Here is a 14,423-nt window from a genome sequence, read left to right on the forward strand (position 1 = left end):
TATACGAAAAATTAACAAGCGCTTAGTAAAAAGCCTGATCTTTTCTTCACAATCTAGCAGCATAATAGTGTTCAATCGTAGTTTGAAATGAGTGATTAACTTATCCAGATCACTCAGAGGATAGAATGTTATGACAAAGAAATTTTTGAAAGTAGCGGGTATTACCTCTGCGGCCATTTTAAGTGCAAGCTTATCTAGTCATGCATTGGCGATGGCACCTTTCCAGGCTAGCTATCAGTTTAGCTACAACAATAAAAATCTGGGTTCTGCAACACGTACCCTTTCCCAACAAGGCAATAACTGGACCTATAAGTTCAATGCCAAAGCTGGTGCGATTGCGTCTGCCTCTGAAACCAGCCAGTTTAATTTTGCCAATAACAAAATTACCTCACAAAATTTCAGCCGTAGCAGTAAGATCCTGATTCACAACAATACAATGAATATTAATTTCAACCCAAGCAGTAAAGTGGTGAATACCAAAAAGGATGACCAGAGCCGTTCATTTGCATGGCAGGCGGGCGCGCTGGATGAGCTCAATGCCGAATTGCAAATCCGTGAAGATTTGAAAAATAATGCTCTGAAAAGCAAATACTTGATTGCAGATGCCAAAGCTTTGGATGAACGTCGTTTTGTCAAACAGGGTACTGAAAGTATCAAGACCCCTTATGGAACATTCGATGCCATTAAAGTGGTCATGCAGCATGATAAACCTGAACGTAATACCGTGTTCTGGTTAGCACCAAAACTTGACTATCTGCCAGTAAAAATGGCACATAATGATGGAAAATCGTCTTACGGACTGTTATTAACCGGTTATTCGGGTAAAACAAACTAAGCAACTGGTCAATTTTGGCTTGCATTTTTTTTGATGCTTTTTAAAATATGCCTTTGCTTGAACAAGCATCCGTTTAGAGGATTCTCCCGTGTACGCTTTAGAACAGAAAATCTTAAATGAAGGTATCGTTCTATCTGATCAGGTGTTGAAAGTTGATGCTTTCTTAAACCACCAAATCGATCCTGTGTTAATGCAGCTGATTGGTAAAGAGTTTGCCGCTCGCTTTAAAGATGCAGGTATTACTAAAATTATTACCATCGAAGCTTCAGGTATTGCACCTGCAATCATGGCAGGTTTAGAACTTGGCGTTCCTGTTATTTTCGCCCGTAAATACCAGTCATTAACACTCAAAGACGACCTTTACCGTTCTAAAGTGTTCTCGTTTACCAAACAAACTGAAAGCACCATTGCGATTTCGAACAAGCACATCAGCTCAAGCGACAAAGCGCTAGTGATTGATGACTTCCTTGCCAATGGTCAGGCTGCTTTAGGTCTCATCGACTTGATCCACCAAGCAAATGCTGAAGTGGTTGGCGTTGGTATTGTGATTGAAAAATCATTCCAGCCGGGTCGCGACGTATTGCTTGAAAAAGGCTACCGCGTTGAGTCCTTAGCTCGTGTTAAATCTTTAGCAGACGGCAAAGTGACTTTTGTGACTGAATAAGATTCCAAAACGAGAAAAAAGCGGATGACAATTCATCCGCTTTTTTTATTTAACAACAATCCCAATTGTATAGCACTTTAGAAAAGTCTTTATTCTTTAAATCTTCCGGATGGATAAAGAAATTCCCCACACCTGAATCGCCCCACATAATTTCGTTTTCGGCATCATCGGTATCCAGCTGGAAAAGTAAAATATAATCTTGCACCTTGTCGTTATAATGACGTGGATCAGTTTGGGTAAAATAAGGATAACCACCTAAACGATGTCCACTTGCGGAAGCAACTTCATCATAAGGTTCGATAAAATCATCTTCGAAATCGCCACCTTCGAATCGATCTTCAAAATCGTAAAGCTCTTCAACCCCTAAGATCTTCGGTGCAAAGGCAAAATCGCCGAGGCTAATGGGCTGAGAAGTGAGGTTAAATTCAATCGAATATTGTCCCGTAAATGGTAAATAAGTGTCTTCATTGAACTCAAGCTCGGAAAAATCCTGTTTTAATTGCGATGGATCTGCAATCACCTGATCAAAATATAAGACCTTAAAGCCCGATTGCTGCTGTTGATCATCGAAATTCATTCCATACAAATCATCGGCTGCAATATAAAACTGCAAAATTCCCTGGTCTGGAAAATTGGGTAAACTTGGAATTTCAGCAAAATTAAACTGCGCCAACAAGGCCAACGGATTGCCATTAGAATCGACTGGATACGCGGTATCCAAAGGTAAATATGGCTCTCCCCCAATCTTACTTTGCCATAAGCTTAAGTCATCACAAGTTGTGAGTTGCATCGTAACTGTTGGCAGAATAGTGGCTGAAATTTTTTCTAGGTATGGATGTAAAGTATGCGGTAAATGCTCAGCTTGAAGATTCATTTTGTTGATTGTCTCTGTCGTTATTTATAGAACTTAATATAAAACAAGCAGCTAAATTAAAATAGAGAACAAAGTCTGTACCACGACAGTTAATGACGCTTAACTGCCCCCTTATTTATTACCTAAATTCTGCTAAGATGAGCCCGAGCAAAATCTGCGATAGGAATGACGATGCGTACATATTTAGACCTTTTACAACATATCCTCGATAATGGCGGCGACAAAGGTGACCGTACAGGAACAGGAACACGTTCAGTATTCGGTCATCAGATGCGCTTTGATCTTTCTCAAGGTTTTCCATTACTGACCACTAAAAAAGTACATTTCCGTTCCATTGTGATCGAGCTGCTCTGGTTCCTCAAAGGCGATACCAATGTTCAATACCTAAAAGACAACAAAGTCACGATCTGGGATGAATGGGCAACGGCTGAGCAAACGGCGCGCTTTGGCCGTCCAGAAGGCGAACTTGGCCCTGTTTATGGTCACCAATGGCGTAACTTTGGCGCAACCCAAAATGCAGATGGCAACTATCAGCAAGATGGTTTTGACCAGATCAAATGGTTGGTGAATGAAATCAAGACCAATCCAAACTCACGTCGTTTGATCGTGTCTGGCTGGAACCCGAATGAAGCAGGTAAAGTTGCTTTGCCGCCTTGTCATACCCTGTTCCAGTTTTTTGTCCAAGATAACAAATTATCCTGCCAGCTGTACCAACGCAGTGCCGATGTATTCTTAGGCGTACCCTTTAATATTGCCAGCTATGCCTTACTGACCCATATGATTGCGCAAGTGTGCGGTTTAGGGGTGGGTGATTTTGTCTGGACAGGTGGTGACACACATTTATATGCCAACCATTTTGAGCAGGCCCAATTACAGCTTTCTCGCGAACCATTGCCACTCTGTGAATTAAAGTTAAATCCGGAAATTACCGATATTTTTGATTTTAAATTTGAAGATATTGAAATTGTTGGCTATGAGTCACATCCAGCAATTAAAGCACCCGTTGCAGTTTAAAAGATTAGAGAGAATATAAAATGGCATGGCAAGGCACTGAAGTTGTTCACGTAGTTGCGATGGATAAAAATCGCTGTATCGGCAAAGGCAATGCTTTGCCGTGGCATATCTCGGCTGATCTCAAGCACTTCAAGGCCATCACACAAGGTGGTGTGGTGATCATGGGTCGCAAAACCCTTGAATCTATGGGCCGTGCTCTTCCCAATCGTGTCAACTGGGTGATTACCCGTGATCCGTCTTGGCAGTTTGAAGGGGTTAAAGTTGCACACAGCATCGAAGAGGCATTAAACGGCGCACTTACAGATGCACAACACGCTGAAAAAGCCTCTTTATTTATTATTGGGGGTGGAGAGATTTTTACTCAAACCCTTAGTATTGCTGATCGCCTAGAGTTAACCCATGTGGAACTTGATGTTCAAGGCGATGCACATTATCCAGAACTCTCTGAGGATTTTCACAAAGTAAACTCAGAACACCATACAGATGAAAAATCTGGTGTGGCTTTCGAGTTTGCGACCTACCAAAAATAATAATGGATCGCAGTTGCCATGCATAACATAGGATCACGTGAGTTTTTTATTGCCTTAGGGATCGGGCTTTTACACGGTCTGTTCACCTTATGCGTGGTTCTTTCCAGTGTCTGGCTTTGTCTTGCGCTCTGGATTCAACAACCGCTCGGTACCTTCTTTAGCCGGGTGACAATTGTACTCTGGAGCCTGTTTGCACTGAGCCTGCTGGGTGTCTATTTCAGTGGTCATCTCATCAGCCGCCGTACCGATATCATTATTTATTGCGTTGCCTTTGCCTGCTCACTGTTTTGGTATTTCTCTATCGAAGCCAGACAAGACCGTGACTGGAATCCAGAAGTTGCCGAACAGCTCAGCTATAGCAAACAAGGCGATCTGGTTAGCTTGCACAAGGTCCGTAACTTTGACTGGCATGCGGACGGGACGTATGACATTCGCTGGGAAGACCGAAACATTGATCTGAACAAAATTACCGGGATCAATGTCATCACTTCTTACTGGATGGGGCCACAGATAGCACATACGCTGGTCAGCTTTGATTTTTCCGATCAAAAGCCTTTGGTATTTTCGATTGAGATCCGCAAAGAGAAAGGCGAAGATTTTTCTGCGATTGGCGGTTTTTTTCGTAAATATGAACTCAGCCTAGTCGCTTCAGATGAAAAAGATATTGTATATACACGCAGTAATATTCGTCATGAACAGGTGTATTTATTTCCGGTCAAAATGCCTGCAGCCGAGCGCAAAGCGCTGTTTATTGAATATCTGAAGCAGGCTGATGAGCTCCGCGGTGAAGCAAAATGGTACAACACCCTAACCAGTAACTGCACTACGCTGGTATTTGATATGGTTCAGGCCATTAACCCACAAAAATTACCGAAAGATTATCGCTTACTGGCTTCAGGATATTTGCCCAACTATCTTTACGACCTGAAAGCACTTAACCAGAATTACAGCATCAATGAATGGTATCGTCTGGCACATATCAACCCACGTGCTGAACAGTACGATCAGCAGTCCAATAAAAGTAGCGAGTATTTTTCGGATGTAATTCGCGCAGGCTTGCCGAAAGTTGAGTGATTTTTCCACTAATTTCATTAAAAGTATCTGAACATTTACAAAAGGATACTGAATATCCTGCGCTACTCCATGTTGTTTTCTTTTAATAAACACTTATAGAAACACAATGATTCGGATTTAAAATCTTATGTTAAAGCCTTTTTTAACAACATGTACTTTGGCAATTGCCGTAGCAATGACGGGTTGTGCAGCCACAGAATCTCTCCAGACTTCACCAAACGCTTCTCAGAAAGAAAGCATCGGTCTTTATAACCGTAACTGGATCGCCACCCATATCAATGGTGTGGAGATTAAAAGCAATGATCTTTCTGGCAAACATCCAGCCATTCAGTTCGATGCTCAAGGCAAGCGTTTCTTTGGTGCAGATGGCTGTAACCAGATTCAGGGGACATTTGAAAGCCAAGGTTCAATCTTACGCCTAGGCCCAATTGCTTCAACCATGATGGCATGTATCGGCAAGGACAACAGTGCCCTTTCTCGCCAATATGCAAATGCTTTGGCCAGTACCACCAACTATGAACTGAAAGGCCATGAGCTTAAATTCATGGATGCATCAGGCAAAGTACTGGTCAGCTTCGTAACAGTCATCCAGCCGCTTCCTTAACGCGATTACTATAAAAAGTAAAAGCTCGTTTCAAACACGGGCTTTTACTTTTTGGGTAGTTCGTTTAAGTTAGTGGCATGCTTAAAATTAAAAATCGGGGAGTTATATGCAACAGGCAATGTTAGGTGGTGGATGCTTTTGGTGTGTAGAAGCCGTATTTCTACAACTGAAAGGTGTGGAAAAAGTGGTAAGTGGCTATGCCGGCGGGATTACCCAAAACCCAAGCTATGAGCAAGTCTGTCAGGGCAATACACAACATGCCGAAGTCATCCTGATTGATTTTGATGAACAGCAGATCAGCTATACCCAATTGTTGAATGTATTCTTTACCACTCATGATCCAACCACATTAAACCGTCAGGGTAATGATATTGGCACCCAATATCGCTCTGTGATTTATTACTTCGATAATGAGCAAAAGCAGCAAGCTGAACAGGTCATTCAAAGTCTGGAAGATGAAGGGCTGAATATTGTGACTGAGCTCAGTCCGGTACCGACGTTTTACCCGGCTGAGGAATATCACCAGAACTTCTTTGCCCGTAACCCGTCTCAAGGTTACTGCAACTTCAGTATTCCTCCTAAGCTGTCTAAACTCCGCGCTAAGTATCTTGACCTGCTTAAAGATGAATAGACATAAAAAAAGCAACTCACCGAGTTGCTTTTTTATTACGATCACACTTTAGTTTTCACTTACAAACGCAATATCACTTAAGCCGGCTTCACTGGCACGCGACATGACTTGTGCAACCGTATCATATTTTGATTCTTTATCTGCACGTAACTGCACCGTCGGTTTTGTCTGTGCCTGACCCGCTTCTTGGAAACGCTTCTCTAGCTCATCCAGGCTAATGATTTGTGCATCCCAAGCCACTTCACCTTTGTCATTAATACTAATAGTGATTGCTTTTGGTGGCGGATCAACAATTTCAGCCGTTGTTTTTGGTAAACTTAATGGAATTGATGGGTTAGCAACCGTTGCTGTGACTAAAAAGATAATCATCAATACCAACATAATGTCGATCAGAGGAATGAGATTCATCTCATTCATGCCACTGTCGTGGTCTTCACCCAATTGAAAGCCCATTTTAAGCTTGACCTCCAACTAAACTTTGTTGAGTCGCTTTAGTTTCTGTTTTTGCCGCTGTTTCTTGCTGCAACATGGTATCGATTAACAGGCTATGTGCCTGATCTTGTAAATCATGTGCCAGGCCACGATTGAAACGTACACAGATGTTATACGCCATCACTGCAGGAATCGCGACGGCTAGGCCTAGACCGGTCATAATCAAGGCTTCACCGACCGGTGTTGCTACCTGAGCCAAACCAGCCTGTCCGCTTTTACCTACCGCAACAAGCGCATGGAAAATTCCCCATACTGTACCGAACAAACCCACAAACGGTGCCAATGAAGCGATTGTTCCAAGCACTGATACTCCTTTTTCTGCTTGAGATTTCTCAGCAGAGATCTGGCGAAGTAATGCTTGTTCAGCGACAGCTTTACGTTGTTCAAACGATAAAGGCTGTAACTTTGATTTTAGCGCAGCCAAAGCTTGCACCAGTTGATTATAAGCCTGTTGTTTTAACTGGCGTGTTCCTAAAATGCGCAGAATGAAAATAGTCCACGTTGCAATCGACATTGCTAATAGGATGAAATACAGTGTCTTACTTACTGCATCTGCATGTTGCCAATAAACTGAAAAGTTCATATACGAACTCCTGATTTAATCTGCTACAAAAGGCTAAGAGGAACTCTTCACCAGCTCTAATGGGAGATCCCCATTAATAGCTCGCCCATCTTTAGTTGGTTTAAATTTCGCTCTTCGTACTGCTTTGAGTACGATGTCATCTAATTTCGGTAATCCTGTTGATTTTTTTACCGTTACATTCAAAATTTTGCCTGAGGGTTCAGCTTCAATATGTACAATAATTGTCCGCTCACTACCCTCTAAATCCGAATCTTTATAAGCAGGCGCAGGTTTTCTAGACCAAGACACTTCACCAGGCGCAGCAGGCTGACTCTTTCGGGCCTCCTCTTCTGCTCTTTGATTTCTAAGCGCTTGTTCACGGGCTTGCTGTTCTTTCAACGCCTGTTCACGAGCCTGTTGCTCTTTTAACGTTTGTTCCCGCTGGAGCTGCTCTAATCTCTGCTTTTCCAACTCTTGCTGTTTCTTTAATTTCTCTTGCGTATCATCTTGTTGAATCACCTTTGGTTCTACCTTCTGTACTTTCTGGGCAATAACTTTTGGCTTTTCAACAGGTTTTGGCTCTACCTTCTTCTCTACAGGTTTAGGCTCTACTTTAGGCTTGATCGGCTCTACTTTTGCAGGAGGAGGTGGCGGTGGTGGTACATCTTCTTTAATTGTTAAAAAACGTACTTTTAACGGCTCTTTCTCGACGGGCTTAAGCTCCATCGTTTTCATGTGGCTAACCGCCCACAGAACTCCTACATGTCCAATCACAACCGCAACTAAGGCAGTGATGATTTTCTTTTTCATCGGGTGTGGCGTGTTGAATGTAGCAGGAGATTGACTCATAAGAATCTAAGTACCTATATAGATGGTGAGGCTTTCAAAAAAGCGATTTCACTCATCGGATAGAACAATGAAAGTGCCGTAATAATAAATGAGAAGTGTTTTCATTTGCAACCATTTTTTCTTGTATATTTGCTAAGCTTTGAAAAATAGGCATAAAAAAACATGCCTGACGGCATGTTCTTTTTATACAACGGCAGGATAGCGTTTCTTAGAACACTACGGTTTTATTGCCATCTACAATAATACGGTCTTCTAAATGCCATTTCACCGCACGTGCCAAGACATTACGTTCAACGTCTTCACCTAACTCACGCAGCTGTTCAACGTTATAGTCATGGCTCACACGTTCAACGTCCTGCTCAATGATCGGGCCTTGATCGAGATCAGCCGTCACATAGTGTGCTGTTGCACCAATCAGTTTCACGCCTTTCTCATAGGCTTGCTTATATGGATTTGCACCCACGAAAGCAGGCAGGAATGAATGGTGAATATTGATAATCTTCATTTCCCATTTCGCAACAAAGTCTTCGCTGAGAATCTGCATGTAACGCGCCAACACCAATAAATCGTTACCTTGCATCATTTCATCAATCTGAGCATACGCTTCAGCTTTATTGTCTTTATTTACTGGGACAACATGGAAAGGAATACCGAAGTTTTCAACCGCTTCACGCAAATCTGGATGGTTTGAAATCACTTGGGTAATTTCACATGGTAATGAACCACGCGCATGACGCCATAACAGTTCTAGTAAAGCATGGTCAACTTTCGACACCAGAATACCGACTTTTTTCAACTCGCCAACGAAATTCATTTTCCATTGCATTTCATAACGTTCAGCCACATTTACAGCAAAAGTCTGCATAAGCGCTTCTTTACGAGATGGCAAATTATCAAGTTCAAATTCAACACGCATGAAGTAACGCCCGCCCTGAGCTTCTGTTGCGTACTGATCAAGTGCGGTAATGTTTGCTCCCTGATGATACAAAAAGCTCGATACGGCTTGCACGATCCCCGGCTTGTCTTCACAAGTAATCAGTAATCGCGCTGTGTGGGCTGTAGTCGTGTTCATTTGGTTAATATCACTTATTCGAATCAAATTAAAATCAAGCCGGGCATTCTAACCCTTTTTTGCCCCTGACTAAATAGCTAAGGCTCACTCGTCGTCATTTTTAAGATTAGATAAGCTGGCAAATAGGTCGGATGGACCCAATGATTTCAATAATTGTTCATAAGTCTGGCGGCTTTCCCCCATCAAATACGGACCTTCCAGAAACACCATCTGACGCAAAGCCTGCCATACCCATTTTTCTTCAAGGCGATTGTTATCACTGATATGACCAGACATATATAAGAAGTTAGTCCAGTTGGTCAGCACAATCCACAGGTTAATAATCAAGGCTTCGATTTCCGAATCGGTCATCTTCATCAGGCCGGCATCCACGAAAGCACGATAGATTTTTTGGCCCTGCTGCATCACCTGCCCCGCAAAACGCGGATAGATTTTTCTAAAGTCTTCATTATTTTCCACCAGATGATACACATCGCGGTGAATAAAACGATAGGCCCACAACTGATTACTCAGCACCTGAAAGTAGCTGATCTTGTCATTGGCATTCAATGGGCGATCAGTCGGCAAAGCCAGCATTTCCAAGGTTTCAGCCTGATACTGCTGCGCCAGTTCCTTGATAATTTCCTGTTTGTTACGGAAATGATAATACAGGTTACCGGGGCTAATCCCCAGTTCAGCCGCAATGTGATTGGTGGTGACCGAACGCTCTCCACGCTCATTAAACAACTGCAAACTGATTTGCAAAATTCGATCTTTTGTTTTGTTCGGTTTAGCGTGCGACATTGATTTTAACCATCTATAACATTATCAATAGGTTATAAAACAAACCTATAAAGCGACTTGACACTTTAGAGTATTTACTCTAAAAATTAAAAAATAATAAGCTTTCTTTTGGTCCACTCCTATGAACAGTCAAACAAAAACAACCGCTATGACACCTCATGTTGATGTACAACGGCTACATGATTTGCTTGAGCAGCAAAAAGCAGCTTACCAACGCCATCCTGTGCCAAGCGCCAAAGAACGTCTTGATCGCTTAGCCCGACTTAAAAATATCTTGGTAAAATATCAAGATCAATTTGCTAACGCAATTAATCAGGATTACGGCAACCGTGCCGTGATGGAAACCAAGATTGGCGAAGTTCTGACTTGTCTGGAACATATCAAATATTACAGCAAGAACCTAACCGAATGGATGAAACCGTCCAAACGCCATATCAGCATGTTACACCAACCAGCGAAAGGCTGGGTAGAATATCAACCTTTAGGTGTCATCGGCATTATTGCACCATGGAACTATCCTCTGCTCCTTTCACTGGGTCCACTGATCTGCGCCTTGGCAGCGGGTAACCATGCCATGATCAAAATCTCGAGTGCATCCTCACACTTTGGTTATGTACTGGAAAATGCCCTTTCAGAAGCATTTCCGCAGGAACTGGTGGCTGTGGTAAATGGTGGCGGGGTTATTTCAGATGCTTTCAGTCATCTGGCTTTTGACAAAATGATTTTCACCGGTTCAACCGCTGTAGGGAAAACTGTCATGGCTGCGGCGGCGGAGAATCTGGTACCTGTGATTTTAGAATTAGGTGGCAAATCCCCTGCGCTGGTGCATTCCGCCATGAACATTCGTGATGTGGCACAGCGGATTGCGGTCGGTAAACTCTGGAATGCTGGCCAAACCTGTGTTGCCCCTGATTATATGTTCCTGCCTAAGGGCAAAACGGCTGAGTTCACCAAGCATTACAATGATTTTGTCACCACCATGTATCCAAGCTTGCGTGATAATAACGACTATACTTCTATTATCAATGACAAGCAGTACAACCGCCTGCAAGGTTATCTGGAAGATGCCCGTGAACAAGGCGCCAATATTGTTGAGCTCAATGCCAAGAATGAGTCTCTGACCGAGGTTCGTAAAATTGCACCGACCCTATTAACCGGTGTGACCACAGAAATGGAGATTATGAAGAACGAGATCTTTGGTCCAATTCTTCCTATTCTGGAATACGAGCATATTGACGAAGCCCTACAGTTTATTAATAGTCGCCCTCGCCCACTGGCTTTCTATTATTTTGATACAGATAGTGCCCGTGCCGATTATGTCGCAGGTCGCACGCATTCAGGACACTTCGGAATCAACCAGACCCTGACCCACGTGGCTCAAGATGACTTGCCATTTGGCGGCATTGGCGCATCGGGCATGGGCAAATATCATGGCAAGGAAGGTTTCTTTAGCTTCTCACATGAACGCTCAATGATGTCGAATCCGGTCAGCCCTAAACTTTACAGTTTAAAATTCATTCTGCCACCGTATAATAAAGCGACACACAAACTGCTTTTAAAAACACTATTTCGTTAAGCTGGTTAAGGCATGATCTATCACACCAGATCATGTCTTGTTTTTACCAAATTCGCTTGTCTTTTAATCGTATTTTTGGTATAAAACGCCCCTTGAATGATTTCATCCGTTTACTTGAATGGCTAGTTGCACGAAATTGTGCTGTATAAACTAGCAATGGAGTTCACCATGTCTAAGGTTTGCCAAGTTACCGGCAAGCGTCCTATCGTTGGTAACAACGTGTCGCACGCAAACAACAAAACCAAACGCCGGTTCGAGCCGAACCTGCACCACCACCGTTTTTGGTTAGAAAGCGAAAAGCGTTTTGTACGTCTTCGTTTAACCACTAAAGGTATGCGTATTATTGATAAATTGGGTATCGAGAAAGTTGTTGCTGATCTCCGTGCTCAAGGTCAAAAGATCTAAGGAGTCTGAACAATGCGTGATAAGATTCGCCTCGTTTCTACAGCTGGTACAGGTTATTTCTATACCACTACTAAGAACAAACGTACTATGCCGGAAAAAATGGAAATCAAAAAATTTGATCCAAAAATCCGTCAACACGTCATCTTCAAAGAAGCTAAAATTAAATAATTTTAGTTCTTTAAAAAAACGGCTTCTTTTGAAGTCGTTTTTTTTGCCTGAAAAACGCGGTATAACTAAAAAAACAAATGAATAAATCTCTTACATAATTTTTTTTGATAATTAAAAAAATTATCATCAACAAATTCGATTTTAGTTGTTACAATTTATTCGCTGTTTTCTTGGCATGTTTTATGCTCATTTATTTCTACCTTAACCGCAACGATTAAGGAGCTCCGATGCCACATGATGTTGATTTAATTATATTACTTGCTGTCGGTTTTGGTATGGCCCTCATTTTTGGCTATATCGCAGCACGTCTACGTCTCCCCCCTTTAATCGGCTATCTTGTTGCCGGTATTATTATTAGTCCAAATACGCCCGGTGTTGTGGGTGATATCCAGCTGGCCAATCAGCTGGCCGAACTCGGGGTCATGTTCCTGATGTTCGGTGTGGGGATGCATTTCTCCCTCAAAGATTTATTACAGGTTCGCCGCATTGCCTTACCGGGTGCGATTTTACAAATCGCCGTGGCAACCTTACTCGGCGTTGCGGTGTCCATGTATTGGGGCTGGAGCTTCGGTTCAGCATTGATCTTCGGTTTAAGCTTGTCCTGTGCCAGTACCGTGGTTTTACTCAAGGCGCTAGGAGATCGTGGCCTGCTCGATTCGGTGAATGGAAAAATTGCCGTCGGCTGGCTTTTGGTCGAAGACCTAGTGATGGTGTTAGCACTGGTACTTCTGCCTGCAACGGCGGTATTGCTGGGCGGACAAGCCCTTCCAGGTACCGATACTTCACAAAGCATCTGGGTCACAATCGGGATCACCCTGCTTAAAGTGACGGGCTTTATTGCCTTCATGCTGATTATTGGTAAACGTCTTGTCCCGATGATCATGCAATTTGTGGCACGTCTGGGTTCCCGTGAACTATTTACTCTCACCGTGGTTGCGGCTGCAGTATCGATTGCTTATGGTTCATATGCGGTATTTGGCGTATCCATGGCATTGGGCGCATTCTTTGCCGGGATGGTGGTTAAAGAATCGGACTTTAGCCATCGTGCCGAAGAAGAAACCCTGCCCCTCCGTGAAATCTTCTCGATTCTATTTTTCGTTTCCGTGGGTATGTTATTCGATCCAAGTATCTTGGTCGAAGCCCCATTAAAGATTTTAGCGGTGGTGGCCATCATTATGGTGGGTAAGACCTTGGCTGCAATGGCTCTGGTACTGTTCTTCCGCTACCCGATTAATACTGCTTTAACGGTAGGTGCAAGTCTGGCCCAGATTGGAGAATTCTCTTTCATTCTGGCAACACTAGGCTTATCACTCGGTTTACTGACACCGGATGCACAAAATCTGATTCTTGCAGGCGCATTATTCTCAATTACGCTGAACTCATTTGTGTTCTCTGCGATCGAACCCGTACAGCGCTGGATTCGTGAGCGCTCGCATTTGGCACGCTTACTGGAACGTAGTGGTGACCCACTGGCGATGCTTCCGGATGAGGTAGATCAGGCTTACCTGCGCGATCAGGTGGTGATTATCGGCTATGGCGGGGTGGGTCGTCGTATTAGTGAAAATCTGATGCAGCAAAATATCAAAGTGGTGATTGCTGAAGAAAATCGGGAAATTGTTGAAAAACTACGTGCCCAAGGCAGAGCAGCGGTCAGCGGTGAAGCCACCGAACCGAATGTCTTGATTCAGGCACACATTCAGCATGCGCGCCTGTTAGTGATCTCACCGATGGATATTCTGGATATTCATCGTATCGTGGATATTTCCAAACAGCTTAATCCTGAAATTCAGGTCCTGATCTGTGCAGAAAGCAAAGAAGAAGCGGTGATTATCCGTGAGGAAAATATTGGTGAAGTATTCTATGCCAAAGAGGAAATGGCCAAGAATATGAGCCATCATATCCTCAATCAGATTGAACTCGCGCATCAGACCGAAGCACATTAACAAACTGCTTTAAACGAAAAGCGTACCTTGAGTACGCTTTTTTATTTTTCAGGATTAGCTGAAATGGCTAGGTTGCTCGTCCAGCACTTCAGCCTGCCACTGATTCATCTGCTTTTCCAGCAATCCGAACAAGGCTGCCTGAATCATGTGTTGCGCGACGGCTGGCGTCTGGTCTCCGAGGATGGCTTTCACCTCATCGCTAAACTGGATTTTGACCAAAGGCTCATTTTCAGAACCCGCATTGCGCAAAGCAAGCTCACCACCTTCGAGTTGAACCAATTCAAGAATTGCTTCCTGATTACCAAATAATTCTTTTAACTGTTGCATTGACATAAATTTTCTCCATG

18 protein-coding genes are annotated in these 14,423 nt (G+C 43.1%); 11 read left to right on the forward strand and 7 right to left on the reverse strand.

The window, feature by feature from the left end; all coding sequences use genetic code 11:
- The first annotated feature begins 130 nt into the window (after positions 1-130).
- Positions 131-835, forward strand: coding sequence for a DUF3108 domain-containing protein (locus MSG93_RS09980; RefSeq protein ID WP_032870764.1), 705 nt, complete (start codon positions 131-133; stop codon positions 833-835).
- A gap of 88 nt (positions 836-923) precedes the next feature.
- A complete protein-coding gene (locus MSG93_RS09985; RefSeq protein ID WP_005226682.1) occupies positions 924-1,499 on the forward strand; it encodes a xanthine phosphoribosyltransferase in 576 nt (191 codons plus the stop codon).
- A gap of 49 nt (positions 1,500-1,548) precedes the next feature.
- On the opposite strand, the gene MSG93_RS09990 is transcribed toward MSG93_RS09985, so the two are convergent.
- Positions 1,549-2,373, reverse strand: a complete 825-nt coding sequence (locus MSG93_RS09990) for a YwqG family protein (RefSeq protein ID WP_324621595.1) — start codon at positions 2,371-2,373, stop codon at positions 1,549-1,551.
- Positions 2,374-2,544: 171 nt separating this feature from the next.
- Here MSG93_RS09990 and thyA point away from each other — a divergent pair, with 171 nt between their 5' ends.
- From thyA to msrA, 5 genes are all read left to right on the forward strand, one after another.
- Positions 2,545-3,387: a thymidylate synthase gene (gene thyA, locus MSG93_RS09995; RefSeq protein WP_324621597.1), complete on the forward strand. Its 843-nt coding sequence runs from the start codon at positions 2,545-2,547 to the stop codon at positions 3,385-3,387.
- A gap of 20 nt (positions 3,388-3,407) precedes the next feature.
- Positions 3,408-3,917, forward strand: a complete 510-nt coding sequence (locus tag MSG93_RS10000) for a dihydrofolate reductase (RefSeq protein WP_324621598.1) — start codon at positions 3,408-3,410, stop codon at positions 3,915-3,917.
- Between the two features lie 18 nt (positions 3,918-3,935).
- Positions 3,936-4,991 (forward strand): DUF4105 domain-containing protein, encoded by a 1,056-nt coding sequence (locus MSG93_RS10005; RefSeq protein WP_032870757.1) that lies wholly within the window; start codon positions 3,936-3,938, stop codon positions 4,989-4,991.
- A 127-nt stretch (positions 4,992-5,118) separates the two neighbouring features.
- The gene (locus MSG93_RS10010) at positions 5,119-5,595 is read left to right on the forward strand and encodes an META domain-containing protein (protein ID WP_005280608.1); all 477 of its coding nucleotides are present in this window, start codon (positions 5,119-5,121) and stop codon (positions 5,593-5,595) included.
- Between the two features lie 106 nt (positions 5,596-5,701).
- Positions 5,702-6,226, forward strand: coding sequence for a peptide-methionine (S)-S-oxide reductase MsrA (msrA, locus tag MSG93_RS10015; RefSeq protein WP_005226675.1), 525 nt, complete (start codon positions 5,702-5,704; stop codon positions 6,224-6,226).
- A 48-nt stretch (positions 6,227-6,274) separates the two neighbouring features.
- Here msrA and MSG93_RS10020 read toward each other — a convergent pair whose 3' ends face one another.
- From MSG93_RS10020 to MSG93_RS10040, 5 genes are all read right to left on the reverse strand, one after another.
- Positions 6,275-6,679, reverse strand: a complete 405-nt coding sequence (locus MSG93_RS10020) for an ExbD/TolR family protein (protein ID WP_005226674.1) — start codon at positions 6,677-6,679, stop codon at positions 6,275-6,277.
- A gap of 1 nt (position 6,680) precedes the next feature.
- A complete protein-coding gene (locus tag MSG93_RS10025) occupies positions 6,681-7,301 on the reverse strand; it encodes a MotA/TolQ/ExbB proton channel family protein (protein ID WP_004774288.1) in 621 nt (206 codons plus the stop codon).
- A gap of 33 nt (positions 7,302-7,334) precedes the next feature.
- A complete protein-coding gene (locus MSG93_RS10030; RefSeq protein ID WP_324621603.1) occupies positions 7,335-8,129 on the reverse strand; it encodes a TonB family protein in 795 nt (264 codons plus the stop codon).
- Positions 8,130-8,337: 208 nt separating this feature from the next.
- Positions 8,338-9,201, reverse strand: a complete 864-nt coding sequence (gene purU / locus MSG93_RS10035) for a formyltetrahydrofolate deformylase (protein WP_005226672.1) — start codon at positions 9,199-9,201, stop codon at positions 8,338-8,340.
- A gap of 84 nt (positions 9,202-9,285) precedes the next feature.
- Entirely contained in the window at positions 9,286-9,984 is a 699-nt protein-coding gene (locus MSG93_RS10040) for a TetR/AcrR family transcriptional regulator (protein ID WP_004655980.1), read from the reverse strand.
- Between the two features lie 121 nt (positions 9,985-10,105).
- Here MSG93_RS10040 and MSG93_RS10045 point away from each other — a divergent pair, with 121 nt between their 5' ends.
- The 4 genes from MSG93_RS10045 (at position 10,106) to MSG93_RS10060 (ending at position 14,076) form a co-directional block, all read left to right on the forward strand.
- Entirely contained in the window at positions 10,106-11,560 is a 1,455-nt protein-coding gene (locus MSG93_RS10045; RefSeq protein WP_199974072.1) for a coniferyl aldehyde dehydrogenase, read from the forward strand.
- Positions 11,561-11,728: 168 nt separating this feature from the next.
- On the forward strand, positions 11,729-11,965 hold the full coding sequence (gene rpmB / locus MSG93_RS10050; protein WP_004649871.1) for a 50S ribosomal protein L28: 237 nt from the start codon (positions 11,729-11,731) through the stop codon (positions 11,963-11,965).
- A gap of 12 nt (positions 11,966-11,977) precedes the next feature.
- Positions 11,978-12,133, forward strand: a complete 156-nt coding sequence (gene rpmG / locus MSG93_RS10055; protein ID WP_003654787.1) for a 50S ribosomal protein L33 — start codon at positions 11,978-11,980, stop codon at positions 12,131-12,133.
- 227 nt (positions 12,134-12,360) lie between these two features.
- On the forward strand, positions 12,361-14,076 hold the full coding sequence (locus MSG93_RS10060; RefSeq protein WP_005226661.1) for a cation:proton antiporter: 1,716 nt from the start codon (positions 12,361-12,363) through the stop codon (positions 14,074-14,076).
- Between the two features lie 54 nt (positions 14,077-14,130).
- On the opposite strand, the gene MSG93_RS10065 is transcribed toward MSG93_RS10060, so the two are convergent.
- A complete protein-coding gene (locus tag MSG93_RS10065; RefSeq protein WP_005226660.1) occupies positions 14,131-14,409 on the reverse strand; it encodes a hypothetical protein in 279 nt (92 codons plus the stop codon).
- Positions 14,410-14,423: the final 14 nt, after the last annotated feature.

The sequence above is a fragment of the Acinetobacter sp. IK40 genome (assembly GCF_035615075.1).
Classification (GTDB): domain Bacteria; phylum Pseudomonadota; class Gammaproteobacteria; order Pseudomonadales; family Moraxellaceae; genus Acinetobacter; species Acinetobacter courvalinii.

Excerpts from the sequence above, each read along its gene's own strand:
- MSG93_RS09980 (WP_032870764.1), top strand. The coding sequence starts at position 131 with ATGACAAAGAAATTTTTGAAAGTAGCGGGTATTACCTCTGCGGCCATT.
- MSG93_RS09990 (WP_324621595.1), bottom strand. The coding sequence starts at position 2,373 with ATGAATCTTCAAGCTGAGCATTTACCGCATACTTTACATCCATACCTA.
- thyA (WP_324621597.1), top strand. The coding sequence starts at position 2,545 with ATGCGTACATATTTAGACCTTTTACAACATATCCTCGATAATGGCGGC.
- MSG93_RS10000 (WP_324621598.1), top strand. The coding sequence starts at position 3,408 with ATGGCATGGCAAGGCACTGAAGTTGTTCACGTAGTTGCGATGGATAAA.
- MSG93_RS10005 (WP_032870757.1), top strand. The coding sequence starts at position 3,936 with ATGCATAACATAGGATCACGTGAGTTTTTTATTGCCTTAGGGATCGGG.
- MSG93_RS10010 (WP_005280608.1), top strand. The coding sequence starts at position 5,119 with ATGTTAAAGCCTTTTTTAACAACATGTACTTTGGCAATTGCCGTAGCA.
- msrA (WP_005226675.1), top strand. The coding sequence starts at position 5,702 with ATGCAACAGGCAATGTTAGGTGGTGGATGCTTTTGGTGTGTAGAAGCC.
- MSG93_RS10020 (WP_005226674.1), bottom strand. The coding sequence starts at position 6,679 with ATGGGCTTTCAATTGGGTGAAGACCACGACAGTGGCATGAATGAGATG.
- MSG93_RS10025 (WP_004774288.1), bottom strand. The coding sequence starts at position 7,301 with ATGAACTTTTCAGTTTATTGGCAACATGCAGATGCAGTAAGTAAGACA.
- MSG93_RS10030 (WP_324621603.1), bottom strand. The coding sequence starts at position 8,129 with ATGAGTCAATCTCCTGCTACATTCAACACGCCACACCCGATGAAAAAG.
- purU (WP_005226672.1), bottom strand. The coding sequence starts at position 9,201 with ATGAACACGACTACAGCCCACACAGCGCGATTACTGATTACTTGTGAA.
- MSG93_RS10040 (WP_004655980.1), bottom strand. The coding sequence starts at position 9,984 with ATGTCGCACGCTAAACCGAACAAAACAAAAGATCGAATTTTGCAAATC.
- MSG93_RS10045 (WP_199974072.1), top strand. The coding sequence starts at position 10,106 with ATGAACAGTCAAACAAAAACAACCGCTATGACACCTCATGTTGATGTA.
- rpmB (WP_004649871.1), top strand. The coding sequence starts at position 11,729 with ATGTCTAAGGTTTGCCAAGTTACCGGCAAGCGTCCTATCGTTGGTAAC.
- rpmG (WP_003654787.1), top strand. The coding sequence starts at position 11,978 with ATGCGTGATAAGATTCGCCTCGTTTCTACAGCTGGTACAGGTTATTTC.
- MSG93_RS10060 (WP_005226661.1), top strand. The coding sequence starts at position 12,361 with ATGCCACATGATGTTGATTTAATTATATTACTTGCTGTCGGTTTTGGT.
- MSG93_RS10065 (WP_005226660.1), bottom strand. The coding sequence starts at position 14,409 with ATGTCAATGCAACAGTTAAAAGAATTATTTGGTAATCAGGAAGCAATT.